Source organism: Streptomyces sp. TAA040 (genome assembly GCF_000424845.1).
Genome location: NZ_AUKR01000010.1, coordinates 1 through 25,235, shown reverse-complemented (window position 1 = coordinate 25,235; position 25,235 = coordinate 1). Strand labels below are relative to the sequence as shown.

The following is a 25,235-nucleotide window of genomic DNA, read 5'->3' as shown; positions in this document are numbered from 1 at the left end:
GGACTCAGCCGGGGGCGTCGGACGGAGGTGGAGCGACACCGAGTGCGACCCGCCAGCCGAAGCCGCGCCGGATGAGGTCCGCAGGCCCCTCAGGGCGGTGAGGGGAACCGGGCGGGGGGCCCGTGCCATCGGTCGGGCAGCGGCCGTCGGCGCCGGCCGTGAGCGACGGCCGCCCGGGGCTCGGCTCCGGTGGCTGCTGCCCGACCGGCGGCCGTGGCGCGAACGGCGGCTGCGGTGCCGACGGCGGCTCCGGCGGGCACGGTGGCTTCGGCGCGGACGGTGGCTTCGGCGCGGGCCAGGCGGGGAGCGGAGGGAGATAGCGGCGGAGCCGCTGCCGTACGAACGCCGCTGGTGCATGCACCCCTTCGGCCGGGAGGCCCTGGGTGCAAGCGGTGCGGATCGCGGTCGGGTGGGCCGCCCGCAGCAGGTACTGCCCCGCGAGTTGCGCGAGTCTCCGTGCCTCGGCAGCAGGCAGGGCCAGTTGGGGCGAGCTGTACCGCAGGGTGAGCAGAATGCGCTCGGCGCGTTCCGCGTAGCAGGCCAGCGGACCGACCAGTGCCGGGAGTCCGGGCTCCGCATGTGGATCGGACGGTCCGGCCGACGCGGGAGGTTCCGTTCCGGGCAGAGCGCGGCCATCGATGGGGAGCGGGCGTGCCGACTCCGGCCGTCGGGTGTCCGGGTCCTGGCCGAGCGGCGGTGGGGCGCCGTCGGCTCGGCGGGTGTCCGGTCGGAGGCCGGGGAGTGGGAGGGGGGTCTGGTTCCTCTCCGTCTGGTCCTCCTCGGGAGGACGCCGCCGGACGACCCGACCGGCGAGCGACCCGGCGGCCGGTCGCCGCACCGCGGAATCCGCACCCGTCGCGAGCTGCCCGCTGCCCGCGGCCGGGCAGCTCGTCGGGAGGCGTCCCGCCGGCCGGGCCACGCCGGTGACCGATGTGGTCGGCAGGGCGCGTACGCCGGCCGCGGGGCCGGAGGGGGTGAGGGGCACGGCAGGTGCGGGACCGGAGCCGCCGGGCGCGGAGGGGCGCGTACGGAGCCACTCGTGCGAGTTGAGGATGCGGACGCCGAGCTGCCGGGAGCGGGGCGTGTCCCTGCCGAGCGCGGCCGCCTCCTCGGCGGCTGCCCAACCGTCGGCCAGCGCCTCCGGCGTACACAGGGGAAGAAGGGAGGCGAGCCGCTGGTCCCGGATCTCGCCGTGGGCGTTCTGCCGCTTGCGCGCATGCCAGTGCCCGTGCAGGCGCAGCACCTTGCGGGCGGCGTTGGTCTTCTCCTTGCCCATCCGTACGCCGCGGGCCACCACGTCGCTGTTGCGGGTGTTGCGCGGCGGCAGCTTCACCATCGCCTGGAGCAGACGGAGAGCGGCGTCGGTGAGTTCGGAATTGTCGATCAGCGCTTCCGGCGTTTGCAGGAAGGGCGGGCGGTGGTGCGCGTTAACATCGCAAGGCATCGGCGGTGGCTGCTTCCACGTGTCGGTGTAGGCCCCTGGCGCAGTGTTGGTAGCACCCGCCGGGGGCCGCTTCGTCGTCCGGACGAAGCAGAACGTGACCCAACGTACACCGTCTGTGTGCAAACGGGTGACGCCTCCGTCCGAAGCCGGACGGTACGAGCAACCCCAGGGAGTCCGCCATGTCAGTCCGCCGCGTCGCCCCCGACTTCCCCAGCGAAGACCTCGTCCGAAGCCGCGACTTCTACGCGCTGCTCGGATTCGAGGAGGTCATGAACCTGGGCTGGGTCTCGACCCTCGCCTCCACCGTGAACCCCACCGCCCAGATCATCTTCATGACCGAGGACCGCACGGCACCCGTCCGGCCCGACGTCAGCATCGAGGTGGACGACGTGGACGCCGTCCACGCCGCCCTGCTCGCCGAGGGCGCCGAGATCGTCCACCCCTTGCAGGACGAGGAGTGGGGCGTCCGCCGCTTCTTCGTCCGTGACCCCGACGGCCGCGTCCTCAACATCCTCAGCCACCGCTGAGGCCACTGCTGCTACCCCTCGTAGGGGCTATGAGGACCCCAGGGTGAAGGGACTGGTCCGGTGGGGTGGTGAGTGCCCGAGGGGGCGGTGGACTTCAGCGAACCTCCGGTAGTGCGCGAGACGCCGGTGCGGCGCTGAAATCCGGCATCCGGAGGGGCGTGTGAGGAAGGCCGGGAGAGTCAGGTGGTTGCTGCGAAGTTGACCAGAGCCGCCCAGGCGTTGGGGGTGGTGGTGAGGTGTGGGAATGCGGGGAACTTGGAGTCCCGAATGTGAACTCGCTCTGGTTCGCTCGCCACCTCGACACAGTTGCCGCCGTCGCTGCCGCTGTAGGTGCTCTTGATCCAGGTCAGCTTCTCACTCATGACTCTCCCGCTCTCCGCTCGATCAGTTGGATGGACTCGGTCAGGTTCAGGGACTGCGAGCGCAGCTTGCCGTACCGCAGGCCGAGCATACTTGCCGTCGGTAGGTTGCTGATAACAGTACCGACGCCCTGCGACTCCAGGTAGCCGACCTGGCGGTGTTCGGTCGTCTCCATGACCACCATCGGGCCGTTGAGGCCCGGGTGCATGCCGGTGGTTGCGGAGATGACCTGGATTTCCACGTTGCGGGCTTCTGAGAGCTTCAACAGGTGGCGTAGTTGGGCGGCCAGTACCTCGCGGCCGCCGACCGGGTTGTTGAGGACCGGTTCCCAGAGGACGAAGGCGAACTGGACGGTGGGGTGCCGGGTGAGGAGCTTCTGCCGTTCCATGCGGGCTTCGAGGTGCTGCTCCACGATCTCCGGGTCCAGTGGCGGGCAGTGACCGCGGAAGACGGCGCGGGCGTAGTCCTCGGTCTGGAGCAGCCCCGGTACCAGTTGCGGTTCGTACTCGAAACGGCTGACGGCCTCTAGTTCGAACTTGGCGAAGTCCTGGAAGAACTTCGGGAGTTTGGCGATTTCCACCTCCTCCTGGAGTGCGAGCAGGGCGCCATGGGCGTCCAGAGTGCGTTCCACGGCTTCGGTGAGCGTGCTCTTCGCCGGGCGGCGGGCCCGTTCCACCGAGGCGATCAGCTCCACGGAGTACCCGACGGCATCGCCGAGAGCCGCCTGGGTCATACCGGCCTGTTCGCGGAACAGTTTCAGCAGCCTGCCGTAGCAGCGCCATGCCTCCGGGCGGTCGTCGTCGTTCGGCTTCTTCTGTGGCTGGCTTCCCATCGGTCCGCCACCTCCCCCACGGGTCGTGCGTGCGCAATCGGTCGTATCCACCTCGGTGCCGTTCTTCGCACACCAGGTCGATACGACCCAGCATATGTTCTGTAGTCGCCCGATTACCCTCCGCGGTGGAGAGTTCGCCCGAGGGTGTTCTTCCGCTTTTGTGGCGCAGTGGGGCGGGGTCGCGGCTGCGAGTCCGGCCGCCGCCCCATTCGGCCCGTGCGGTCGCGCCTCCACGATGGGGATCAACTCCCTTTTCTTAAGGTGGGCTTGATTGACGGCCGTGCGCGGGCCCGGTCAGACTGGCTGCGATCTGGCGCGCTGCTCCTGACCCCCCACTCCGAAGGAGCCCTCCCGGTGATCCCCCCTGCGTACCGCTCGGGCCCCCGCCCCGTCCCTCCGTCCCGCCCGTCCCCGCGTTGCGCGCCGCGCGGTGGTCCGGCGGGCCGTCGCGGCGGCCCGGACGAGAGCTGCGCCGGGGCGGCCGGGACCGGCCGTTCCACAGGCGGGTTGCTCCTTCCCCCCTTCCCCCCGAGGTGACTTTTGATGAAGCGTGCGAGACCCCTTCCCCCTCTTCTCCGCAAACCGGCGCTGCTGCTCGTCGCGCTGGCGGCGCTGCTCGTCGGTGCCGTACTCGTGCCCTCCGCTCTCGCGGGCCCGGAGAAGGCGGAGGCGGGAGCGGTGGTGTCCGCCAAGGGGCAGAAGTCCACGGGCGCCGAGCCCGCGGGCACCGGTGAGGCCGCGGAGGCCGAGGAGTCCACGAAGGCCGGGAAGTCGACCGGGGGCGACAAGGCCACCGGGGGCGAGGAATCCACCGGGACGAAGAAGGCCGGCGGCGCCGAGAAGCGGAAACCGGTCAAGGCCGAGGCGGTCTCGGACCGCAAGGGCGTGAGCATGAACCCGGTGCCCGGTGCGTCCGAGGCGCTGGCCGACGTCGGTGCGTCCTGGTACTACAACTGGGCCTCCGGGACGGGCGACATCACGAAGCCCGCCGGGACCGAGTTCGTCCCGATGATCTGGGGCCGGGACAACGTCAACGACAGCGATCTGAACCGTGCCGCGCGCGAGGGCTCGCAACTGCTCGGGTTCAACGAGCCCGACCTGCCGGGCCAGGCGGAGATGTCCGTCGAGGAGGCCCTCGACCTGTGGCCGCGGCTGGAGGCCACCGGGATGCGGCTGGGTGCTCCGGCGGTGGCGTACGGCGGGGACACCGCGGGTGGTTGGCTGGACCGCTTCATGAGCGGCGCCGAGGAGCGCGGCCTGCGCGTCGACTTCATTCCGCTGCACTGGTACGGCGCGGACTTCGGGCCGAACGCGGTGGACCACCTGCGCAGCTACGTCCAGGCCGTCCACGACCGCTACGGGAAGCCCGTCTGGCTCACCGAGTACGCGCTGATCGACTTCAGTGGCTCCACGCCCCGCTACCCCGGTGCGCAGCAGCAGGTCGACTTCGTCAACGGCTCGACGGCGATGCTGGAGGGGCTGCCGTTCGTGGAGCGGTACGCGTGGTTCACCCTCAACACCGAGGTGCACCGTACCGGCCTGTACGACGGCTCCGTGCCCAACGCGAGCGGGCGCGCGTACCGGCAGGTCGGCAACTGAGCCCCGGGGCGGCTCGTGCCCCCGCGCGAACCGCCCCGCAGGCGGGTACGTTCCTTGCCGGTCATCGGAATGAGCTGCGGAGTCGTCTGAAAGCACGGAGTCCCCGGCCGAGCGGCCGGGGACTCCGTGCTTTCCAGGCCGCACCTCCGCCCATTCCGGTCGCGAGGGAGGCGCGGTTGCCGTCACCAGCTGGTGTTGTCGTCCGCCAGGTGCCAGAGGCGGTCAGCGCTCGGGTAAGAGGTGTCCAGGTAGAGGGTGTTCCAGCTGCCGTCGCCGTAGCGGTTGAGCGTCAGGGCGAGGCCGGTGTCGACCTTGGGCTGCCAGATCCACCAGCGGGAGTTGTTGTCGCCCTCCGGACGCAGAACCCAGCGCTGGAGGTCGGACCCGTCACAGGTCCGTACGACGATCGTGGTGCCGCGAGCGGGCTTCGCGTCGGCCGGCTGGAGGCACTTGTCGGCGGCCTGGTTCTTGAAGGTCAGCGTGTAGCGGCCGTTCTCCCACTGACCGCCGACCTCGTCCCAGACCTCGGTCCTGTACTTCCATGCCGGGTCGCGGAGGGAGACCGCGATGGCGCCCTCCGCGGTGGAATCGCCGTACAGCGCGAGGCGGCTTCCGTCGGTCCGGTTGATCAGGTCCTGCCCGGTGCGGTCGGCCGCCGAGGCGCTTCCCGTGCCGAAGGTGGTGAGGAGGGCGGCCGCAGCTGCTGCCGCGGTGAGGGCACGGTGGAGGCGGAACGTGGACATCGTTCTCCTTCGATGGAGGTTCTTCGGCAATCACGTCTCACGACGCCGGTGGGAGACGGCCAGGAGCGAACCGTGGTCGTACCGGCCGACGCCACTCGCTCAGCCTGAAGGCCGCGACCGGGCACCGTGTCAGGCCGAGGAGCGGCAGACGAGCCGGCCATCCGCCCTCCGTCGTCCTCCCTCTGCTCCGCGACACGGGCAGGCGCGGAGAGGAATCGTTTGGGCGGGCAGGCTCCGGTCCCCCGCACCGGGAGCAGGAGGAGTGCGGTGGGTTCCCACGCACGGGTGACCCGTCCGGCCGCCCGGGGTCGCCCCTCAGGGCGAATGGAGGCGGAGCCGGGGCGCCGGCGGTCGGCGCGGGGCGCTGCGTGCCCGGGGGCCCGGGGGCCCGGGGGCCCGGGGGCCCGGGGGCCCTAGGGTCCGGGAGGTCGTCGGAGACGCTCCGGCAGTGGCACGAGGGGCGCGCGCGAACCGTTCCGCAGGCGAGTACGTCCCGGCGGGGCCAGGGGTCGGGTTTCCGGCAGACTCCGGCGAGGTTTGCTGCTACGGCAACATAATTTGTCGTGGTGCCGGCTTCGGGCGATCGTCGGTCCTGCAAGGCCCCGAAGGGCAGCAGCAGCGCATCGACCCACCCCGGCCCCACCGGCTCGGCGCCGCGCTGCCTCCCGCTGCCCCTCGGTGCACCCGGCAGAGTCTCAGGAGGAGCCATGACCCAGCAGCCCGCAGGTCCGTCCGCCGCACCGCAGCCACCGGAGGCGACGCACCGACTGGTGGACGTACCGGACGGGGGCCGAATCCATCTGGTGGAGCAGGGCACCGGCCCGCTGGTGCTGCTGGTCCACGGATTCCCGGAGTCCTGGTACTCCTGGCGCCACCAACTGCCTGCGCTCGCCGCCGCCGGCTACCGGGCCGCGGCGATCGACGTACGCGGCTACGGACGCTCCTCCAGGCCCGCCGAGGTGGCCGCCTACCGGATGACCGCCCACGTCGGGGACAACGTCGGTGTGGTGCGCGCGCTGGGCGAGGAGACCGCGACGGTCATCGGCCACGACTGGGGGTCGACGATCGCCGCCGACTCGGCGCTGCTCAGGCCCGAGGTGTTCACGGCCGTGGGTCTGCTCGGCGTCCCCTACGCGCCGCGCGGCGGCCCGCGCCCGACGGACGCCTTCGGCGCGATGGGCGGGCCGGAGGAGTTCTACGTCAGCTACTTCCAGCAGCCCGGCCGTGCCGAGGCCGAGATCGAGCCGGACGTACGGGGGTGGCTGGCCGGTTTCTACGCCGGGTTGTCGGCGGACACCATGCCGCCCGGTGGCGAGGGCAGACTCTTCTTCGTCCCGCCGGGCGGTCGGATGGCCGACCGCTTCCCCCGCGGTGCCCGGCCCGGGTGGCTCACCGAGGACGCTCTCGACCGGTACGCGGCCGAGTTCGAGCGCACCGGGCTGACCGGAGCGCTCAACCGCTACCGGAACGTGGACCGCGACTGGGAGGACCTCGCCGCCTGGGACGGCGCCGCGATCCGCCGGCCCGCGCTCTTCGTCGGCGGGGAACTCGACGCCTCGACCGCCTGGATGAGCCAGGCCATCGAGGCCTTCCCCACCACCCTGCCGCAGCTCTCCGCCTCCCACATCCTCCCGGGGTGCGGCCACTGGGTGCAGCAGGAGCGGCCCGACGAGGTGAACCGCCTCCTCACCGACTGGCTGGACGCCCTTCCGGAGCACCCCGTCCCCTGATCGCGCGCCCGCCCCTGACCGTTCGCCCCCGGCCCGCGCACCCGCCGCCCGACCGCGCGGCCCGACAGTAGTGCAGGGTGAGGCGGGGGTGCAGACCATCGACGCGGAGCAGGCCGCCCCGGCCGTCGGGCACGGGTCCGGCGGCCGGGTCAGTCCTCCGGGTAGCGGCGCGGGGTCCAGACGATCTCGGTGCCGTCGCCGCGCCGGACCGCCTGCGTCTGGGACGAGCCGACGAGGACGAGGGTGCGCATGTCCACCTGCTGCGGGTCGAGGTCGGCGAGCTGGACGACGCGCACCGACTCCTCCGGGCCGCCGACGTCCCGGCCGAGCACCACGGGGGTGTCCGGGGCGCGGTGCTCCAGCAGCAGTTCCCGTGCCTTGCCGACCTGCCAGGTACGGCTGCGGGAGCCGGGATTGTAGAGGGCCAGCACCAGGTCGGCGGCGACCGCCTTGCGCAGCCGCTCGGCGATCACCTCCCAGGGCTTGAGCCGGTCCGAGAGCGACAGCACGGCGTAGTCGTGGCCGAGAGGCGCTCCGGCGGCGGCCGCCGCCGCGTTGGCGGCCGTCACGCCGGGCAGCACCCGGACGGGAACGTCGCGGTACGGGTCGGCGGAGGCGACCTCCAGCACGGCGGTCGCCATCGCGAAGACGCCCGGGTCGCCGGAGGAGACGACCGCGACCCGTCGGCCGCGCCGGGCCAGGTCGAGGGCGAACTCGGCGCGTTCCGACTCGACCTTGTTGTCCGAGCCGTGCCGCCGCTGCCCGGGCCGCACGGGCACCCGGCCCAGGTAGGTCGTGTAGCCGACGAGGTCCTGGGCGGCGGCCAGTTCGCCGCGCGCCTGCGGGGTGAGCCACTGCGGTCCGGCCGGTCCGAGCCCCACGACGACCACCCGGCCCGCCACCGGCTCGCCGGCGGCGTCCTGCCCCACCGCCTGCCCCGGGACCTCCTCCGCCGTCCCGGCCGGTGCGCCGCCGGGCGGGAGGGCGCCGATCCGGCTGGGCAGCACGGCCACCGAGAAGTACGGGACGGAGCCCGGCTCCACGTCCGCGAGCCGCCCGGAGCGCTCGCCGGGCATGGTGGCCCGCTCGACGTAGTGTGCCTCCGACAGCCGCCCCGAACGCTCCAGAGCGCGGCGGACGTGGGGGAAGGTGCGGCCGAGCTTCATCACCGCGGCGGCGTCCGTGCCGGCCAGCCGGGCGGCCAGCTCCTCCTCCGGAAGCGTGCCGGGCAGCACCGTCAGCACCTCTTCGCCCTCCACCAGCGGACGGCCGAGTCGTGCCGCGGCGGCGCTGACCGAGGTGACGCCGGGGACGACCTCCGTCGGGTAGTGCGGGGAGAGCCGCTTGTGCATGTGCATGTAGGAGCCGTAGAACAGCGGGTCGCCCTCGGAGACGACGGCGACGGTGCGGCCCGCGTCCAGGTGGGCGGCGAGCCGGGCGGCACACTCGGTGTAGAACTCGTCCATCGCCCCCTGGTAGCCGCCCGGGTGGGTGGTCGTCCCGGTGGTGACCGGGTAGACCAGCGGTTCCTCGATGTGGTCCTCGCGCAGGTGGCCCGCCGCGATGGAGCGGGCGATACTGCTGCCGGGACGGGCGCTGTGGTAGGCGATCACGTCCGCCTCGACGATCACCTCGACCGCCCGCAGCGTCATCAACGACGGGTCGCCGGGGCCGAGTCCGACGCCGTACAGCCGCCCGGCGCCGGAACGCGCTTCGGGGGTCTCCGAGTTGTGCTGCTGCCCGCTCACTCTGCCTCGCTCGCAATCGCGTTGACCGCTGCCGCTGCCATGGCGCTGCCGCCACGCCGACCGCGGACCACCAGGTGCGGCAGTCCGGCCGGGTGGGCGGCGAGCGCGTCCTTCGACTCGGCGGCGCCGATGAAACCGACCGGCATGCCGATCACGGCGGCCGGCCGGGGAGCGCCGTCCTCGATCATCTCCAGCAGCCGGAACAGCGCGGTCGGCGCGTTGCCGACGGCCACCACCGCCCCGTCCAGCCGGTCGCGCCACAGCTCCAGGGCGGCGGCGCTACGGGTGGTGCCCATGCGGGCGGCCAGGTCGGCCACGCCGGGATGGGCCAGCGTGCACAGCACCTCGTTCCCGGCGGGCAGCCGCTTGCGGGTGACGCCGCTGGCCACCATGTTCGCGTCGCACAGGATGGGCGCACCGGAGTCCAGGGCGGCGCGGGCGCCCGTCACGACGTCTCGGGACCAGCCGATGTCGCGGACCAGGTCGACCATCCCGCAGGCGTGGATCATCCGCACCGCGACCCGGGCGACCTCGGGCGGCAGGGCCGACAGGTCCGCCTCGGCGCGGATGGTGGCGAAGGAGCGGCGGTAGATCTCGGCGCCGTCCTTTTCGTAGTCGAACACGGTGCTCTCGTTCATCTCGGCGGCTCTGCGGGGTGGGGAGCGGGAAGTGTCCCGGGCTCGGGGTGCTCGGGGGTCTCCTGGCGGTCGGTGCGTGCGGCCCCGGACGCGGCGCGTGGGGTCCCGGAGGCGGGGTGCGGGGTGTCGGCGGCGGTGCCGGAGGCACGGGCCCGGGCGATCGCGGACGCCAGCTCGTCGACCGGGGTGACGGGAGCGGCGGCATCCGGGCCGGCCTGCGGGGTGCCGTCCTGGGTGCCGCCCGGCGTGGCGGCCGTCGCGGTGGTGACGCGGTAGCCGTCGGCGCCGGCCGTCACCTGCACGTGCGGGCCCGACGGGCGGCCGCAGCGGCGTTCGCAGCCGGACCAGTAGACCGGCAGCGGGCGTCCGGCCCGGGCGGACGCGGGCGCGATCGGCTGCGCGGAGCCGGTCGCGGTGCCGCGGACGGCGGCGGCCGCGTCGGCCCGTACGTCGGCGTGGGACTTCGCGCAGCCGGGGCGTCCGGTGCAGGCGCCGACGTCCCGCCAGGGGGAGTCGGGGTCGGTGACCAGGTGCTCGGCGGGAAGCCCGTCCCCCGGGCCGGTGTCCGGGGCGATGCCGGGGACGAGCACGCCGCGCCAGGGGGTGACGCGGAGTTCGCCGTCTCCGCCCGCGGCGAGGTCCGCCAGCCGCTCCCAGGCGTCGGCACCGACCTGGCCGAGGGGCAGCAGGACGGAGAGCGTGACCCGGCCGTCGGCGCCCGTGAGCACGCCGGGGGCCGGCGGTGGCGCCGGAGCGGACGGCGCCGGGCGGTGCGGGACGGTCTCCGTCGGCACGTCGTGCCGGGCGGCGAGGGCGGCGACGTCGGCCGGGGACGGGCGGTGCGGCGCGGGGAGGTCGCGAACCCGCCAGATCCGCCCCCCGGCCGCGGCTTCGGGGGCGCACCCGTCGGCGGCGTCGAGGAAGGCGAGCGCGGTGCACCAGGCGGCCCGTACGGCGTCCGCACCCCTCGGTATCCGCAGGGCGGGAGCGGACGCTCCGCCGAGGTGGAGGAGGACGCTGCCGGCTGGTTCTGCGACCAAGGTCACATCGGCGTCGAGGGCGCGGACATCGCCGCGACCGTCGTCCAGGGCGAAGAGGAAGCGGCCGGACAGCCCGGCGGCCCGCTCCTGCGAGCAGAGCAGCGCGTCCAGTTGGCGTACCCAGCGTGCGGTGTCGGCGTACCCCTCGCCGTCCAGGCCGGAGAGTGGGGAGGCGACGATGTTGCGGACCCGTTCGTGCTGGGCCGAGGGCAGCAGACCGGCGGCCCCGAGCCGGGCGGCCAGCGCCTCGCCCGAGGTCGGATCGAGCCCTCGCACCTGCACATTTCCGCGCGAGGTCAGGTGCAGTCGACCGTCGCCGAGATCCTGCGAGACAGCGGCGAGGGCCTTTGCCTGAGTCGGGTTGAGGAGTCCGCCAGGGATGCGGATGCGTGCCAGGGCGCCGTCGTCCGCCGTGTGCAGTCGCAAGGCACCCGGGCAGGCGTCCTCGCGCGTCCGGGCGGCGGCGGCAGCCGGAAGCGGGTACGGAGCAGGGGCGGGCGGCATGGCGGCGAGCATACTCATGGCCACCGCACCCCGGGCGAAACGGGCAGCGCCCGCGGAACGGATCGGGCAGCTCCGGTGGGACGGGCCGATCGGCGTCCGGCCGCGCCCGCCTCGCGCTCGATCGGCGAAAAGGCACCGGTCGGGGTCTTGCGCCCAGCGCTTACTATTCTTCTCGGCGGTCCGGTCGGACCGCCACCGCCTGCGACGGCGACATGGGAGGAAGCCCGGTGCGAATCCGGCGCGGTCCCGCCACTGTGAGCCCCGACCCCTGAGGTCGGGTGAGCCAGGAACTCCCGCCGTCCATGACACCGCCCGGGGCGCGGACCCCGAGGAAGGCCTGACGCCGCATGATCCTGCTGTTGTCGACGTCCGACACCGACCTGCTCAGCGCCCGTGCCGCCGACGGCCCGGTGGGCTTCCGGCTCGCCAACCCCTCCCGGGTCGGGCTCGACGAACTCGACGCGCTGCTCGACGGCACCGACCTCGTGGTGGTCCGCCTCCTGGGCGGTGTCCGGGCCTGGCAGGACGGCCTGGGCCGGCTGCTCGCCGGCGACCGCCCGGTGATCGTCCTCACCGGTGAACAGGCCCCGGACGCGCAGTTGATGGAGAACTCCACCGTCCCGATCGGGATCGCCGCCGAGGCGCACGCGTACCTCGCGCACGGCGGGCCCGACAACCTGGACCAGCTGGGGCGCTTCCTCTCCGACACCGTGCTGCTGACCGGCCACGGCTTCGCCCCGCCGGAGCCCGCCCCCGCCTGGGGCCCGCTGGACCCCGAGCCCACCGGCGGCCCGGCGTCCGCGGGTCCCGGTACCGCCGGCGGGGACGTGCGCCCGCTGGTCGCGGTGCTCTACTACCGGGCGCACCACATGAGCGGCAACACCGCCTTCGTACGGGTGCTGTCCGAGCAGATCGAGCAGGCCGGCGGGCGGGCGATGCCGCTGTTCGTCGCCTCGCTGCGGGCCCCCGAGCCCGAGCTGATCGAACGGCTGCGGCACGCCGACGCCGTGGTCACCACCGTGCTCGCCGCCGGCGGCACCAAGCCCGCCGAGGCCTCCGCCGGCGGGGACGACGAGTCCTGGGACGCGGGCGCGCTCGCGGCGCTGGACGTGCCGATCCTCCAGGCGCTCTGCCTCACCGGCTCGCGCGCCGCGTGGGAGGGGAACGACGAGGGCCTCTCGCCGCTGGACGCCGCCACCCAGGTCGCGGTGCCGGAGTTCGACGGCCGGCTGATCACCGTCCCGTTCTCCTTCAAGGAGCTCGACGAGGACGGGCTGCCCGCCTACGTCGCCGACCCGGAACGCGCCGCACGGGTGGCCGGGATCGCCGTCCGGCACGCGCGGCTGCGACACCTGCCGAACGCAGGGAAGCGCCTGGCACTGGTGCTGTCCGCGTACCCGACCAAGCACTCCCGGATCGGCAACGCCGTCGGCCTGGACACCCCGGCCAGCGCCGTCGCCCTGCTGCGCCGCCTGCGCGAGGAGGGATACGACTTCGGGGACGGTCACGACGGCGCCGTGGGCGGCGAGGGGCCGGTGCCCGGGCTGGAGTCCGGGGACGGCGACGAGCTGATCCGCGCGCTGATCGACGCCGGCGGCCACGACCGCGAGTGGCTCACCGACGAGCAGCTGGCGGCCAACCCGGTACGCATCCCGGCCGCCGACTACCGCCGCTGGTTCGCGAAGCTGCCCGAGGAGCTGCGCACCTCCGTCGAGGAGCACTGGGGACCGCCCCCGGGCCGGATGTTCGTGGACACCAGCCGCAACCCGGACGGCGACATCGTGCTCGCCGCGCTGCGCCGCGGCAACCTGCTGATCCTCATCCAGCCGCCGCGCGGCTTCGGCGAGAACCCGATCGCGATCTACCACGACCCCGACCTGCCGCCCTCGCACCACTACCTGGCCGCGTACCGCTGGATCTCCGCGCCCCGCGAGGAGGGCGGCTTCGGCGGCGACGCCATGATCCACCTGGGCAAGCACGGCAACCTGGAGTGGCTGCCCGGCAAGAACGCCGGCCTGTCCGCGGCCTGCGCGCCGGACGCCGCACTCGGCGACCTCCCGCTCGTCTACCCGTTCCTGGTCAACGACCCGGGCGAGGGCACCCAGGCCAAGCGCCGGGTGCACGCGACGCTGGTGGACCACCTCGTCCCGCCGATGGCCCGCGCCGAGTCGTACGGCGACATCGCCCGCCTGGAGCAGCTCCTCGACGAGTACGCGGCGATCTCCGCCATGGACCCGGCCAAGCTGCCCGCCATCCGCGCGCAGATCTGGACGCTGATCCAGGCCGCCAAGCTCGACCACGACCTCGGTCTGGAGGCCCGGCCGGACGACGACGGCTTCGACGACTTCCTGCTGCACGTCGACGGCTGGCTCTGCGAGGTCAAGGACGCGCAGATCCGCGACGGCCTGCACGTCCTGGGCGGCGCACCGACCGGACCGGAACGCGTCAACCTGGTCCTGGCGGTGCTGCGGGCCCGGCAGATCTGGGGCGGCACCACCGCCCTGCCCGGCCTGCGCGAGGCACTCGGCCTCGACGAGTCCGCCGCCACCCGCACCGGCGCCGACGAGGCCGAGGAGCGCGCCCGGGTGCTGGTGCAGGGCATGGAGGACGCGGGCTGGGACCCGTCCGCCGTCCCGGCCGTCGCCGCCGGCGCACCGGAGGAGCAGCGCGCCGCCGTGGCCCGCATCCTGGACTTCGCCGCGCGCGAGGTGGTGCCCCGGCTCGCCGGCACGGTCGACGAGATCGAGCACGCGGTGCACGCGCTCAACGGCGGATTCGTCCCCGCCGGCCCGTCCGGTTCACCACTGCGCGGACTGGTCAACGTGCTGCCCACCGGCCGCAACTTCTACTCCGTCGACCCCAAGGCCGTACCGAGCAGGCTCGCCTGGGACACCGGCCAGGCCCTCGCCGACTCGCTGCTGGAGCGCTACCGCGGCGACAACGGCGACTGGCCGCGGTCGGTCGGGCTGTCGCTGTGGGGCACCAGCGCGATGCGCACCTCCGGCGACGACATCGCGGAGGCGCTGGCGCTGCTCGGCGTCCGCCCGGTGTGGGACGACGCGTCCCGCCGCGTCACCGGCCTGGAGGCGATCGCGCCGGAGGAGCTGGGCCGCCCCCGGATCGATGTCACGCTGCGCATCAGCGGCTTCTTCCGGGACGCCTTCCCGCACGTCACCGCGCTGCTGGACGACGCCGTCCGGCTGGTCGCCGGACTGGACGAGCCCGCGGAGGCCAACTACGTACGGGCGCACGCGCAGGCCGACCTCGCCGAGCACGGCGACGAACGCCGGGCCACCACCCGGATCTTCGGCTCCCGCCCCGGCACCTACGGGGCCGGGCTGCTCCAGTTGATCGACTCGCGGGACTGGCGCACGGACGCCGACCTGGCCGAGGTCTACACGACGTGGGGCGGCTACGCCTACGGTCGCGGACTCGACGGGAAGCCCGCCCGCGAGGAGATGGAGACCGCGTACCAGCGGATCGCGGTGGCCGCGAAGAACACCGACACCCGCGAGCACGACATCGCCGACTCGGACGACTACTTCCAGTACCACGGCGGCATGGTGGCCACCGTGCGGGCGCTGCGCGGCACCGCCCCCGAGGCGTACATCGGGGACAGCACCCGCCCGGAGACCGTCCGCACCCGCACCCTGGTGGAGGAGACCTCACGGGTGTTCCGCGCCCGGGTGGTCAACCCCCGCTGGATCGCGGCGATGCGCCGGCACGGCTACAAGGGCGCCTTCGAGCTCGCCGCCACCGTGGACTACCTGTTCGGTTACGACGCCACCACCGGCGTGGTCGCCGACTGGATGTACGACAAGCTCGCCCAGACCTACGTACTGGACCAGGAGAACCGGGACTTCCTCCAGAAGGCCAACCCCTGGGCGCTGCACGGCATCGCCGAGCGGCTGCTGGAGGCGGAGTCCCGCGGCATGTGGGCCAAGCCCGACGCCGCGACCCTGGAGGCACTGCGCCAGGCCTACCTGGAGACCGAGGGCGAGCTGGAGGGCGAGGAGGGTTGAGCCCGCGTCCCCGTCCCGCCCCCGCCCCGCTCCGACCCGCCCCGCGTCTCCGCGGGTCGGAGCGGCGGGTCGGCGGCTCCGGGTCGCGGGCGGCGCCTACGGTCGGGGGATGGCCCGGATCAGGATCGAACGTCGGACAGCACTTCCCGTCGAGGAGGCTTGGCGCAGGCTGACCACCTGGGAGGGCCACGGGAAGCACGTGCCCCTCACCGCCGTCACGGTCGTCACCGAGCCGCCGAACCGCGCCGGCACGCGCCTCCTCGCACGTACGGGCGTGGGCCCGGCCGCCTTCGACGACCCGATGGAGGTCACCCGCTGGGAGCCCCCGTCCGCCGGGAGTCCGGGACGCTGCCGGCTGGAAAAGCGCGGGAAGGTCGTCACCGGCTGGGCGGAGTTCGAGGTGACCGCCCGCGACGCGGGCTCGCTCGTGGTGTGGATCGAGGAGCTGCGGGTGGGGAAGCTGCCCCGCCTCCTGGACGCACCGACGGCCCTGTCGAGCCGACTGCTGTTCGGCCGCGTCGTCACCGGCCTCCTGAAGGGCTGACGGGCCCGGCGCCCCGCGTTCCGGTTCGTCCCGGGGCGCGTCCCGGGCCCTGCCGCCGTCCCACCGGACCCGACGTCCGGCGGACGTCCCGTCAGGTCAACGCGTGGGACGTCCCAGGAGTACGTCGGCTTCTGCGGCAATTGTGGTGGAACTGCGGCACCCAACCCCAGAGTTGGTGCCGAGCCGGCCGGTGCGGTCGGCTCGGTCCAAGGGAGGGAAAGCACATGCGACCCATGACCAAGACCCTGGTCGGCATCACCGCGGCCGTCGGGATTGCCGGTGGCAGCCTGGCGACCGCGGGCACCGCGTTCGCGGCGCCCCCGACCGCCGCGCAGCCCGCGGCGAGCGCCGAGTCGGTCGCCCCGCTCGCGGTGGTCAATCTCGGCCTCAGCACCACGCAGGCGAAGAAGTTCCAGCGAGCGATGCGGGACGCCTACGGCTACACCGGTCCCATCGACGGACTGCTCGGCACCAACAGCTGGAAGGCCGCGCAGCGCTGGCTCCAGAAGTTCTGGAGCTACAACAGCGGGATCGACGGGATCGTCGGACCCGGCACCGTGAAGGCGCTGCAGCGCTACCTGGCGGCTCACTGGAACTACGACGGCGCCATCGACGGCATCGCCGGCTCGGGTACCCAGGCGGCGTTCAAGCGGTTCGCCAACGGGCTGTAGTTCCCCGGCGGCAGCGCGCCGCCCGGCCCCTCACGCGACCGCGCGCACCGGAGGACGACAGGGGGCGCGCCTCCGGTGCGTCGCGTTCGCGGGGGCACGTCGTGCGTGTCCGCCGCGGGCGGGTGGCCGGACCCGTACGCGGTCTGCGCGGCGGTCAGCGGGCCAGGGCGTCGAGGGTGTCGGCAAGGGTCTGCGCGTCCGGGCGGTTGTGGGGGAGCCGGGCCAGGACGACGGCCATGCCGCAGGTGTCGCTGGCGGCGGAGAAGACCAGCCCGCCGGCTATCCCCGCGGAGAGCCAGCGCGCGGCCGGCGCCCGCAGCCCGGCGGCCAGGCCGAGGAGGACGAGGCCGCCGGCGGCGAGCCGGACCTGGCGCTCCATCGCCCAGACGGTCCGGGCGCCGTCCGGCCGGTGCAGGTCGTGGCCGCCCTCCGTCCAGGCGCCGGTGCCGCCGCTGAGCACGGACGCGGACAGGCCCGCCTCGGACAGGGCCCGGCAGGCCTCGGCGGAGCGCCCTCCCGACCGGCAGACGACGAGCAGGTCGCCGCGCCGGGCGGCGGACGTCAGCGCGGGCAGTGCCCGGTCGACCTGGTCCAGCGGGACGTTGTACGCGCCGGGGAGGTGGCCCGAGGCGTACTCGCCGGGGGTGCGGACGTCGATCACGATCAGCTCGTGCAGCCGGGACCGGGCCTCGTCGGGAGCGAGTGCGGAGTGCGTCATGCGGTGATTCCTCGTCTCTCTCGTACTTTCCCCGCGCGGGGGTGCGAGATGCGCGCCCGGCGGGAGAAGCTCTCCCTCTCCCCGGCCCGATCGGCTCCCTGCCCCTCCCGGCGGGACGGAACGGTTCAGTGCTCCTCGCCGGCCGGGACGGCCAGACCGGCTGCCTCGGCGGCGTCGAAGCCGTCGTCCACCGCGATCACCTCGCGGCCGACCGCGTCCAGCATCGAGGCCGCGACGGCGGCGCGCAGGCCACCGGCGCAGTGGACCCAGACGGTCCCGGCCGGTACCTCGTGCAGGCGCCCGTGCAGCTCGTGGATCGGGATGTGCACCGACCCCGCGACCCGGCCGCTGCCCGCGCGCTCGCTGTCCCGGCGCACGTCCAGCACCACTGACCGTTCGCCCGCGGCCCTCGCCGCGGCCAGGTCGGCGAAGGACCCGTGGCGGTGGCTGCGCGGTTCCTCGCCGGGGGCCGCCCAGGAGGCGGGATCGCCGGTGGCCGCGGCCACCGGCTCCATCCCGACCCGGGCCAGTTCCCTCTGTGCCCCGGCCAGTTGCCCGGCGGACTCGGCGAGCAGGGTGACCGGCTTGCCCCAGGGGATCAGCCACGCCAGGTAGGTCGCGAGCTTTCCGTCCGCCTCGAAGTTGTAGCTCCCCGCGACGTGTCCCTCGGCGAACGCGACGCGGTTGCGCAGGTCGACGACCCACTCGCCGGACGCCAGCCGCCGGGCGATCTCCGTCCCGTCCGCGGTGTGCGGCGGCCGGAGGTCGAGCGGTGGCGGGCCGCCGCCGTTCAGCGGACCCATGTGCACGTAGTACGCCGGGATGTCGTCCAGCCCGGCGAGCAGCTCGGCGACGAAGTCGTCCTCGTCGCGGAGCAGTGCCGCGTTGACGCCGCGCTCCTTGCCGATGGTCGTCTCGTCGCCCTCGGCCTGGACGGACGAGCAGAAACTGCCGAAGCCGTGCGTCGGCAGCACCGGCACCTCGTCGGCCAGCCGGTCGGCGAGGCGGCGCACGGAGGCGTGCTGGGCGCGCGCCAGGTGCTCGGTCAGCCGGGGTTCCACCAGGTCCGGGCGGCCCACCGTGCCGATGAGCAGCGAGCCGCCGGTGAAGGCCGCGACCTCGCGCCCGTTCCCGGAGCCGTTCGCGGAGCCGTTCGCGGGTCCGTCGTTGCTTCCGGTCTCGCGCAGGACGTAGGAGGTGTGGTGCGGGGTGTGGCCCGGGGTGGCGAGTGCCGTCAGGACGAGGCCCTCGTCCACCGCGAAGGTGTCACCGTCGGACACCTGGGTGCGGGCGAACGCCACCTCGGCACCGGCCGGGACGAGGTACTCGGCGCCGGTCAGCCGGGCCAGTTCCAGGCCGCCGGAGACGTAGTCGTTGTGCATGTGGGTCTCCACGACCGCGACGATCCGGACGCCCCGGCGGGTGGCGGCCCCGATCACCCGGTCGATGTCCCGCGGCGGGTCGACGGCGACTGCCTGCTGCCGTCCGCCCGCCAGGTAGCTGCGGTTCCCGAGCCCGGACAGTTCCAGTGTCTCGACGAAATGCATGATGGTACTCCTTCCGGTCCGGGGTGACCAAGGTACCCCCTGGGGTATGTATCCGTTCCAGCGTGTCCGCCCCCGGGTGCATTCCTGGCGCGCCCGGGGGCGGACGCCCGGCCGGCGCCCGTGGCTCGGACCGATGCCCGGGGCCGGGTACGGGCGGGGTTCCCGCCGGGCCGCTCCTGAAGCCTCCCCGTGGCGGCGGCCCTCTTTCGTTGGCTCATGAGTACGATATTTCACCAGTCTGTACGATGTGCGGCCAGCTGACCCGACTGTGGCAGTCTCGTGGGTCCGAGCCGTGCGCGTTCGGGGCCCGCCGGGAGCCCGGTTTCTCCACGGGGCCCTCGCCGCAGGCATGTGTGGCTGGAAGAGACGCCGACCCGCCCGCGGCCACGTCCGTGGCGGTGGGTCCGGGCGGGACGATCGGGAGGCGACCTTGAGTGTGGGAGAGGACGTGAGAGGAGTGGGCGGCGGTCCGGGGAAAGGCGCGGTGGCCGTCCTCGGATTGGTCGCCGACCCGGGTCTGGCGGCCGACCTCGCGGATTCGATCGGGCAGGAGCTGCCTGCTCTCCTCGCGGAGCGCGAGGGCGGCCCGGAGCGCTGGCGGGTGGAGATCTCCACGCAGTTGCTGCCCCTGGATGAGAGGGGCTTGCTGCCGCTGCTCGACATCGGCCGGCGTCAGCGCGAGGAGCAGGGCTGGGACGTCACGGTCCTGCTGACCGAGTTGCCGCGAAGAGCGGGCAAGCAGCCGATCTTCGCCGACTGCCACCCCGAGGCCGGGGTGGGGCTCGTGACGCTGCCCGCCTTCGGGGCCTTTCGGGTGCGCAGACGGGCGCGCGACACGATCGTGTATCTGGTGGCCGAACACTTCGCCGACCGGGGTGGTGCCCGCTCCGCGGCCACGGAGCCACGTGAGGAGCGGCATCCCTCCGGGCCCGCGCTGGGTTTCGCCTACGGCGTCATCAGCGACAGCGAGGAGCAGCGCGCCGATCAGAAGGAGGACGGCGAGGATTCCGACGTCCAACTCGGTTCTCGGGGCGAGTCCCTGCACCTCGTCCTGACCGGTGCGCGCGGGAAGATGCGGCTGCTGACCGGGATGGTGCGGGCGAACCGTCCGTGGCGTCTGGTCCCGAGTCTCTCGCCGGCGCTGGCCGGTGCTGCCGCCGGTGCCGCGTTCGGCGTGTTCTACTCCAACATCTGGCAGTTGGCGGAGGCCTACAGCATCGGCCGCCTGATCATGGCGAACGCGGCCGCGGTGCTCGCCATGATCGTCTGGCTGATCTTCGACAACAACCTGTGGGAGAGTTCCAGGAACCGCGGCCTGCGGTCCGAATCGGCGCTGTACAACCTGGTGACGACGCTGACGGTATCCTTCGGCGTCCTCTGCATGTACCTGTTGCTGTACGCCGTCACCCTGGCTGCCGCGTTCGTCGCCATCCCCACCGGCTATCTGGCCACCACGCTCCGGCACGGCTCGGGTGTCCCCGACCTCGCGGTGATCGCGTGGCTCTCCGCCTCCATGGGGACGATCGCGGGGGCTCTCGGAGCCGGTCTCGCGGGTGAGGAAGCGGTACGACAGGCCGCCTACAGCGAGCGGGAGCGGGAGCGCCAGGCGCGGCGCGAGGAGGAAGGGGAGCGCACCGACCGTGCGGCGACGCGCGCCGAGCAGCGGAAGAGCTGACGCCACCGCCCGCTCGATCGCGCCCCCGTCGTCCCGCCCCGGCATCGGCCCGCGCGCCGCCCACCCCCCACTCGACGGCCCCGGTCCGCGACCGCGGCCCTGTTCGGCCGCGGCACGGTCCGTCAGGGCCCTGTACGCCTCCCGTCGACGGTCGCGCTCCCCGGCCGCTCCCGAAGCGTGCCCTCCTCCGTGCCCTCGGGGCCGCCGAGGCCCTTGGGCAGGTCGGCGGTGTGCAGGACGCCGAGCCGCTGGGTGGCGCGGGTCAGCGCGACGTAGAGGTCGCTCACCCCGTAGGCGGCCGGCTCCACGACCAGCACGGTGTCGAACTCCAGGCCCTTGGCCTGCCGCGGGTCCAGCAGCACCGTGTCGCGGGTGAGGTCCGGGACGGGACCATGCGCCGCGTCCGGCAGTTCCGCGCGGAGCGCGGCGTGCAGCGCGGCCGGGGCGATCACCGCGACCCGTCCGCCGTCGCGTGCCGCCGCGGCCTCCCACGCCACGGCGGCCGCGAGGCCGCTCGCGGCGACCCGCTGCGACCAGGGCCGCGTCCCGGTCGACCGCACCGAGCCGGGCGGTGCGAACGACGGGTCGTGCGCCCGCAGGAACGCGGCCGCCACCTCCATGATCTCGGCGGGCGTGCGGTAGTTGACACCGAGCCGCACGTGCTCCCAGCGCTCGCCGACGTACGGTTCCACGATGCGCTCCCACGAGCCGAGCCCGGCCGGGTCGGCGGTCTGCGCCGGGTCCCCGACGAGGGTCATGGAGCGTGTCGGCACGCGCCGCATCAGCAGCCGCCAGGCCATCGCCGAGAGCTCCTGCGCCTCGTCCACGACGATGTGCCCGAACGCCCAGGTGCGGTCGGCTGCCGCCCGCTCCGCCGCGCTGCGATGGTCCGCCTCCTCCTGCCGCTCGGCCATCCGCTCGGCGTCGATGACGTCGTGCGCGGCGAGGACCTCGGACTCCTGGTCCTCGAACTCGTAGGTCTCCGATCCGGCGGACAGCTCCAGCACGCCCTGGGCGTAGGCGATCCGCTCCCGGTGCTCGGCCTCGGCCGCGGCGCGGGCCGCGCTGTCGTCCTCGCCCAGCAGCTCGGCCGCCTCGTCGAGGAGCGGTACGTCGGCCGCCGTCCACGCACCGTCCTGCCGGCGGATCAGCGCGGCCGACTCCTCGTCGAGGTGGACCGGCTCCGCGAGGAAGTCCGCGAGGAACTCCTGCGGGGTGAGCTGCGGCCACAGCTCCTCCACGGCCGCGTGCACTTCGCGACTCGTCGCGATCTCCCGCCCCAACTGGGCCAGGTCGTCGGGTCCCAGCAGGTCGGGTCCGCCGAACGGGTCGGCGCCGATCCGCTCGGCCAGTTGCGCGGTGAGCGCGTCGATGAGGTGGAACGCGAAGACGGGACGGGCGAGGTTGTGCGGCAGGCCGCTCTCGCGCGCCCGCCACCGCGCGTCCTCGGCCATGGACCGGTCGAGGCTCAGCGTTCCGTAGCCGTCGTGCTCGACCTCGGTCGCCCACGCGGGCACGGTCTGCCGGTCGCGCAGCGCCTTCGCCAGGACGTCGGCCATCACGGTGCGCCCCTTGACCTCGGCGGCGGCCGGGGTGTCGGTGCCGGTGGCGCGGACCCCGGGAAACAGTTCGCCGATGGTGGCCAGCAGCACCCCGCTCTCGCCCAGCGAGGGCAGCACGTCGCCGATGTAGCCGAGGAACGACGGGTTCGGCCCGACGATCAGCACCGCGCGCCGGGCCAGCAGCTCCCGCTGCGCGTACAGCAGGTACGCGGCCCGGTGCAGCGCGACCACCGTCTTCCCGGTCCCGGGCCCTCCTTCGACGACCATGACGCCCCGGTGGGACGCCCGGATGATCCGGTCCTGCTCCGCCTGGACGGTGCGGACGATGTCGTGCATGCGGCCGGTACGGGCCGCGTCCAGCGCGGCCAGCAGGACCTCGTCGGCGTTCGCGCCCTCGTGGCCGGTGCGGGTCGGGTCGTCGAGGTCCATCAGCTCGTCGTGGAGCGCGGTGACCGTGCGTCCCTCGGTGGTGATGTGCCGCCTGCGCCGCAGACCCATCGGTGCGTGCCCGGTGGCGAGATAGAACGGACGTGCGGCGTCCGCGCGCCAGTCGATCACCAGCGGTGTGCGGGACGGGTCGTCCTGCCGAATTCCGATGCGCCCGATGTGGTGCGAGCGGTCGTCCCGGAAGTCGAGGCGCCCGAAACACAGGCCGTTCTCCCCGGCGCGGAGCGCGCTGAGCAGTCCGGACCGCTCGGCCACCCGCACGTCCCGCTCCAGCCTGGCCTGGTAGCCGTTCCCGACCTGCACGAGCGCGCCGCGCACCGCCTCCTCGGCCTCCTGGGCGAGCTGGTCGAGACGGCCGTGGAGAGCGGTGATGAATTGCTGTTCCTGCCGCATTCCCTCGGTTGACAATTCGACTCCTGACGCGTTAAGCTGCCCGTAAGAGGATTTCTTTTTGTGTCTTTTTGTAAAGACACAAGAGATGAATATACGCAGAATCAGGTCCCGGATGTCAATTCATCCCGGGCTTGATTTTTGAGGAGAGTGCTCCTCCCGCGCGCCGACCCGGGCTCGTCCGCTGCCCGCTCTAGGGTCGATGAGCGCCGCACGGCCCCGCTGCGGCGGCGACCGACCGCCCGGCCCGCGAGGGGATGTGCCCGCCGCCATGACCGCCCGACCGCACTGGCTCTTCGGTGACCAACTCGGCCCGCACTTCCTCACCCCGGGCCCCGGCGGGCCCGACCGGGGCGCCCCGCTCGTCATGATCGAGGCCCGCTCGGTACTGCGCCGCCGCCGGTTCCACCGGGCGAAGGCCCACCTGGTGCTGTCCGCGATGCGCCACCGGGCGGCCGAACTCGGCGACCGGGTGCGGTACGTCAAAGCGGAGACCTACCGGGAGGGACTGCGCACCGCCGTCGGGACGCGCGAGGTCACCGTCTGCCACCCCACCTCCCGGGTCGCGCTCGGACTCGTCGAGTCGCTGCCCGGGGTGGAGGTGCTCCCGGCCCACGGATTCCTGCTGTCCGGCACCGACTTCGCCGGCTGGGCGGACCGCCGCACCGGCGGACGTACCGCCACGCTGCGCATGGAGGACTTCTACCGCTGGATGCGCACCGGCCAGGACCTCCTGATGGACGGCGACCAGCCGGCCGGCGGCCGGTGGAACCTCGACCACGACAACCGCGAGCGCCCACCGCGCGGCGCCCGCACCCTCGGCGAGCCCGGACCCTGGCAGCCGACCGAGGACGGGATCGACGAGGAGGTACGGCGCGACCTCGACCGCTGGGAGCGGGAGGGCACCGTCGCCTTCGTCGGCAGGGACGGGCCGCGCCGCTTCCCGGCCACCCGGCGCGAGGCCCGCGCCGCGCTGCGCCGGTTCGTCACCCACCGGCTGCCCGGCTTCGGCGCCTACGAGGACGCGATGCTGGCAGCGGACCCGGTGATGAGCCACAGCCTGCTGTCCGCGCCGCTCAACCTCGGCCTGCTGGACCCGGCCGAGTGCGTCGCACTGGCCGAACAGGCCTGGCGGGACGGGGACGCCCCGCTGAACAGCGTCGAGGGCTTCGTCCGGCAAATCGCCGGCTGGCGGGAGTACGTCTGGCAGCTCTACTGGTACCTCGGCGCGGACTACCGGCACCGCAACGCGCTCGGCCACCGCGCCCCGCTGCCGGACTGGTTCGTGGAGCTGGATGCGGAGGCCGTCGCGGCCCGCTGCCTCTCGACCGTCCTCGCACAGGTCAGGGACACCGGCTGGACCCACCACATCCCGCGGCTGATGGTGCTCGGCAGCCGCGCCCTCCAGGACGGCTGGGACCCGGCCGCGGTGACCGACTGGTTCCACCGCAGCTTCGTGGACGGCTACGACTGGGTGATGCTGCCGAACGTCGTCGGCATGTCCCAGTACGCCGACGGCGGCCTGATGACGACGAAGCCCTACACCTCCGGCGGCGCCTACGTGCATCGGATGTCCGACCTCTGCCGGGGCTGCGCCTACCGTCCCACCGACCGCACCGGGGAGCGCGCCTGCCCGTACACCGTCGGGTACTGGGCCTTTCTCGACCGGCACCGCGAGCGGCTCTCGCACAACCACCGCACCGCGCAGGCCGTACGCGGCCTGGACCGTCTCGGCGACCTGCCCGAGCTGCTGGAGATCCACCGCACCCGCGGCACCCCCTGACCGGGGCCCCGCGGCCCCGAGTCTCCGGCACCCCCTGACCCGCCGCCCCGCGGGCGGTCACGTCCCGCCGCCCCGCGCTTTCGGCTGCTTCGCGGCCTGCTTCGCCTGCTTCTTGTGCGCCCGGACCTCGGCCAGGGACTCCGGCCCGGTGATGTCGGCGACCGAGCGCCGTGCACCCTCCTCGCCATACGCCCCTGAGGCCTCCCGCCAGCCGGGGGGACGCACGCCGAGCTGCTTGCCGAGAAGGGCGAGGAAGATCTGCGCCTTCTGCGCGCCGAAGCCGGGCAGCCCGCGGAGCCGGTCCAGCAGTTCGAGGCCGTCCGCCGCGTCGCGCCAGACGGCCTCGGCGTCCCCGCCGTACTCGTCCACCAGGTGGCGGCAGAGCTGCTGCACCCGCCGGGCCATCGACCCCGGGTAGCGGTGCACCGCGGGTTTCGCCGACAGCAGCGCGGCGAACTCCTCCGGGTCGTGGGCGGCGATGCCGTGCGCGTCCAGGTCGTCGCCGCCCATCCGCTCCACCAAGGTCCGGGGGCCGGCGAACGCCCACTCCATCGGCACCTGCTGGTCGAGCAGCATGCCGATCAGGGCGGCGAGTGGGCTGCGGCTCAGCAGGGCGTCCGCGTCCGGGTCCTGGGCGATATGGAGGGCGTGGTCCATGCCCCGATGGTCGCGCCGCTGACCGGTCGGCGCACCCCGGGGCGGCGGGAGCGC

General features: G+C 73.8%; 19 protein-coding genes and 1 riboswitch. Of the genes, 8 read left to right on the top strand and 11 right to left on the bottom strand.

Translation table 11 applies throughout. The features are described 5' to 3' along the window. Positions 1 to 4: 4 nt before the first annotated feature. On the bottom strand, positions 5 to 1,444 hold the full coding sequence (locus tag H300_RS29205; RefSeq protein ID WP_028427367.1) for a hypothetical protein: 1,440 nt from the start codon (positions 1,442 to 1,444) through the stop codon (positions 5 to 7). Between the two features lie 179 nt (positions 1,445 to 1,623). On the opposite strand from H300_RS29205, the gene H300_RS0110255 reads away from it, so the two are divergent. Continuing rightward, complete coding sequence (locus H300_RS0110255; RefSeq protein WP_028427366.1) at positions 1,624 to 1,971, top strand: VOC family protein; 348 nt, start codon at positions 1,624 to 1,626, stop codon at positions 1,969 to 1,971. 179 nt (positions 1,972 to 2,150) lie between these two features. On the opposite strand, the gene H300_RS26095 is transcribed toward H300_RS0110255, so the two are convergent. Both H300_RS26095 and H300_RS0110245 read right to left on the bottom strand, forming a co-directional pair. After that, positions 2,151 to 2,333, bottom strand: coding sequence for a DUF397 domain-containing protein (locus tag H300_RS26095; protein ID WP_037979856.1), 183 nt, complete (start codon positions 2,331 to 2,333; stop codon positions 2,151 to 2,153). Then, positions 2,330 to 3,163 carry a Scr1 family TA system antitoxin-like transcriptional regulator gene (locus H300_RS0110245; protein WP_028427365.1) on the bottom strand — a complete coding sequence of 278 codons (834 nt, stop codon included), beginning with the start codon at positions 3,161 to 3,163 and terminating at the stop codon, positions 2,330 to 2,332. Before H300_RS0110245 ends, H300_RS26095 begins: the two co-directional genes overlap by 4 nt. A 543-nt stretch (positions 3,164 to 3,706) precedes the next feature. Between H300_RS0110245 and H300_RS26090 the strand changes: the two genes are divergently transcribed. After that, complete coding sequence (locus H300_RS26090; protein ID WP_051269893.1) at positions 3,707 to 4,762, top strand: glycoside hydrolase family protein; 1,056 nt, start codon at positions 3,707 to 3,709, stop codon at positions 4,760 to 4,762. A 182-nt stretch (positions 4,763 to 4,944) separates the two neighbouring features. Here the strand turns inward: H300_RS26090 and H300_RS0110235 are convergent, their stop codons facing one another. Further along, a complete protein-coding gene (locus H300_RS0110235) occupies positions 4,945 to 5,505 on the bottom strand; it encodes an RICIN domain-containing protein (protein ID WP_028427364.1) in 561 nt (186 codons plus the stop codon). Between the two features lie 707 nt (positions 5,506 to 6,212). On the opposite strand from H300_RS0110235, the gene H300_RS0110230 reads away from it, so the two are divergent. Next, positions 6,213 to 7,235, top strand: a complete 1,023-nt coding sequence (locus tag H300_RS0110230) for an alpha/beta fold hydrolase (protein ID WP_028427363.1) — start codon at positions 6,213 to 6,215, stop codon at positions 7,233 to 7,235. A 149-nt stretch (positions 7,236 to 7,384) separates the two neighbouring features. Here the strand turns inward: H300_RS0110230 and H300_RS0110225 are convergent, their stop codons facing one another. Genes H300_RS0110225 through cobG form a run of 3 tightly spaced genes read right to left on the bottom strand, consistent with a single transcriptional unit; the run spans position 7,385 to position 11,177 of the window. After that, a complete protein-coding gene (locus H300_RS0110225; protein WP_037979853.1) occupies positions 7,385 to 8,983 on the bottom strand; it encodes a precorrin-2 C(20)-methyltransferase in 1,599 nt (532 codons plus the stop codon). Further along, entirely contained in the window at positions 8,980 to 9,621 is a 642-nt protein-coding gene (locus tag H300_RS0110220; RefSeq protein ID WP_037979850.1) for a precorrin-8X methylmutase, read from the bottom strand. The genes H300_RS0110225 and H300_RS0110220 overlap by 4 nt, the downstream gene beginning before the upstream one ends. Further along, a complete protein-coding gene (cobG, locus tag H300_RS26085) occupies positions 9,618 to 11,177 on the bottom strand; it encodes a precorrin-3B synthase (protein ID WP_078515877.1) in 1,560 nt (519 codons plus the stop codon). The genes H300_RS0110220 and cobG overlap by 4 nt, the downstream gene beginning before the upstream one ends. A 147-nt stretch (positions 11,178 to 11,324) precedes the next feature. Beyond that, positions 11,325 to 11,480, top strand: a riboswitch (cobalamin riboswitch). Between the two features lie 32 nt (positions 11,481 to 11,512). Between cobG and cobN the strand changes: the two genes are divergently transcribed. The 3 genes from cobN (at position 11,513) to H300_RS0110200 (ending at position 16,402) form a co-directional block, all read left to right on the top strand. Continuing rightward, the gene (gene cobN, locus H300_RS0110210) at positions 11,513 to 15,187 is read left to right on the top strand and encodes a cobaltochelatase subunit CobN (protein WP_028427360.1); all 3,675 of its coding nucleotides are present in this window, start codon (positions 11,513 to 11,515) and stop codon (positions 15,185 to 15,187) included. Positions 15,188 to 15,296: 109 nt separating this feature from the next. Then, positions 15,297 to 15,731: an SRPBCC family protein gene (locus H300_RS0110205; protein ID WP_028427359.1), complete on the top strand. Its 435-nt coding sequence runs from the start codon at positions 15,297 to 15,299 to the stop codon at positions 15,729 to 15,731. A gap of 224 nt (positions 15,732 to 15,955) precedes the next feature. Beyond that, complete coding sequence (locus H300_RS0110200; RefSeq protein ID WP_028427358.1) at positions 15,956 to 16,402, top strand: peptidoglycan-binding domain-containing protein; 447 nt, start codon at positions 15,956 to 15,958, stop codon at positions 16,400 to 16,402. 154 nt (positions 16,403 to 16,556) lie between these two features. Here the strand turns inward: H300_RS0110200 and H300_RS0110195 are convergent, their stop codons facing one another. Then, positions 16,557 to 17,120: a rhodanese-like domain-containing protein gene (locus H300_RS0110195; protein WP_028427357.1), complete on the bottom strand. Its 564-nt coding sequence runs from the start codon at positions 17,118 to 17,120 to the stop codon at positions 16,557 to 16,559. Between the two features lie 125 nt (positions 17,121 to 17,245). Further along, positions 17,246 to 18,667: an MBL fold metallo-hydrolase gene (locus H300_RS0110190; protein WP_028427356.1), complete on the bottom strand. Its 1,422-nt coding sequence runs from the start codon at positions 18,665 to 18,667 to the stop codon at positions 17,246 to 17,248. A 484-nt stretch (positions 18,668 to 19,151) separates the two neighbouring features. On the opposite strand from H300_RS0110190, the gene H300_RS0110185 reads away from it, so the two are divergent. Then, positions 19,152 to 20,342 carry a hypothetical protein gene (locus H300_RS0110185; protein ID WP_037979847.1) on the top strand — a complete coding sequence of 397 codons (1,191 nt, stop codon included), beginning with the start codon at positions 19,152 to 19,154 and terminating at the stop codon, positions 20,340 to 20,342. 122 nt (positions 20,343 to 20,464) lie between these two features. Here the strand turns inward: H300_RS0110185 and H300_RS26080 are convergent, their stop codons facing one another. After that, positions 20,465 to 22,744, bottom strand: a complete 2,280-nt coding sequence (locus H300_RS26080) for an AAA family ATPase (protein WP_078515876.1) — start codon at positions 22,742 to 22,744, stop codon at positions 20,465 to 20,467. A gap of 268 nt (positions 22,745 to 23,012) precedes the next feature. Between H300_RS26080 and H300_RS0110175 the strand changes: the two genes are divergently transcribed. Next, entirely contained in the window at positions 23,013 to 24,524 is a 1,512-nt protein-coding gene (locus tag H300_RS0110175) for a cryptochrome/photolyase family protein (RefSeq protein WP_028427354.1), read from the top strand. A gap of 57 nt (positions 24,525 to 24,581) precedes the next feature. On the opposite strand, the gene H300_RS0110170 is transcribed toward H300_RS0110175, so the two are convergent. Then, a complete protein-coding gene (locus tag H300_RS0110170; protein ID WP_028427353.1) occupies positions 24,582 to 25,181 on the bottom strand; it encodes an HhH-GPD-type base excision DNA repair protein in 600 nt (199 codons plus the stop codon). Positions 25,182 to 25,235 lie beyond the last annotated feature (54 nt).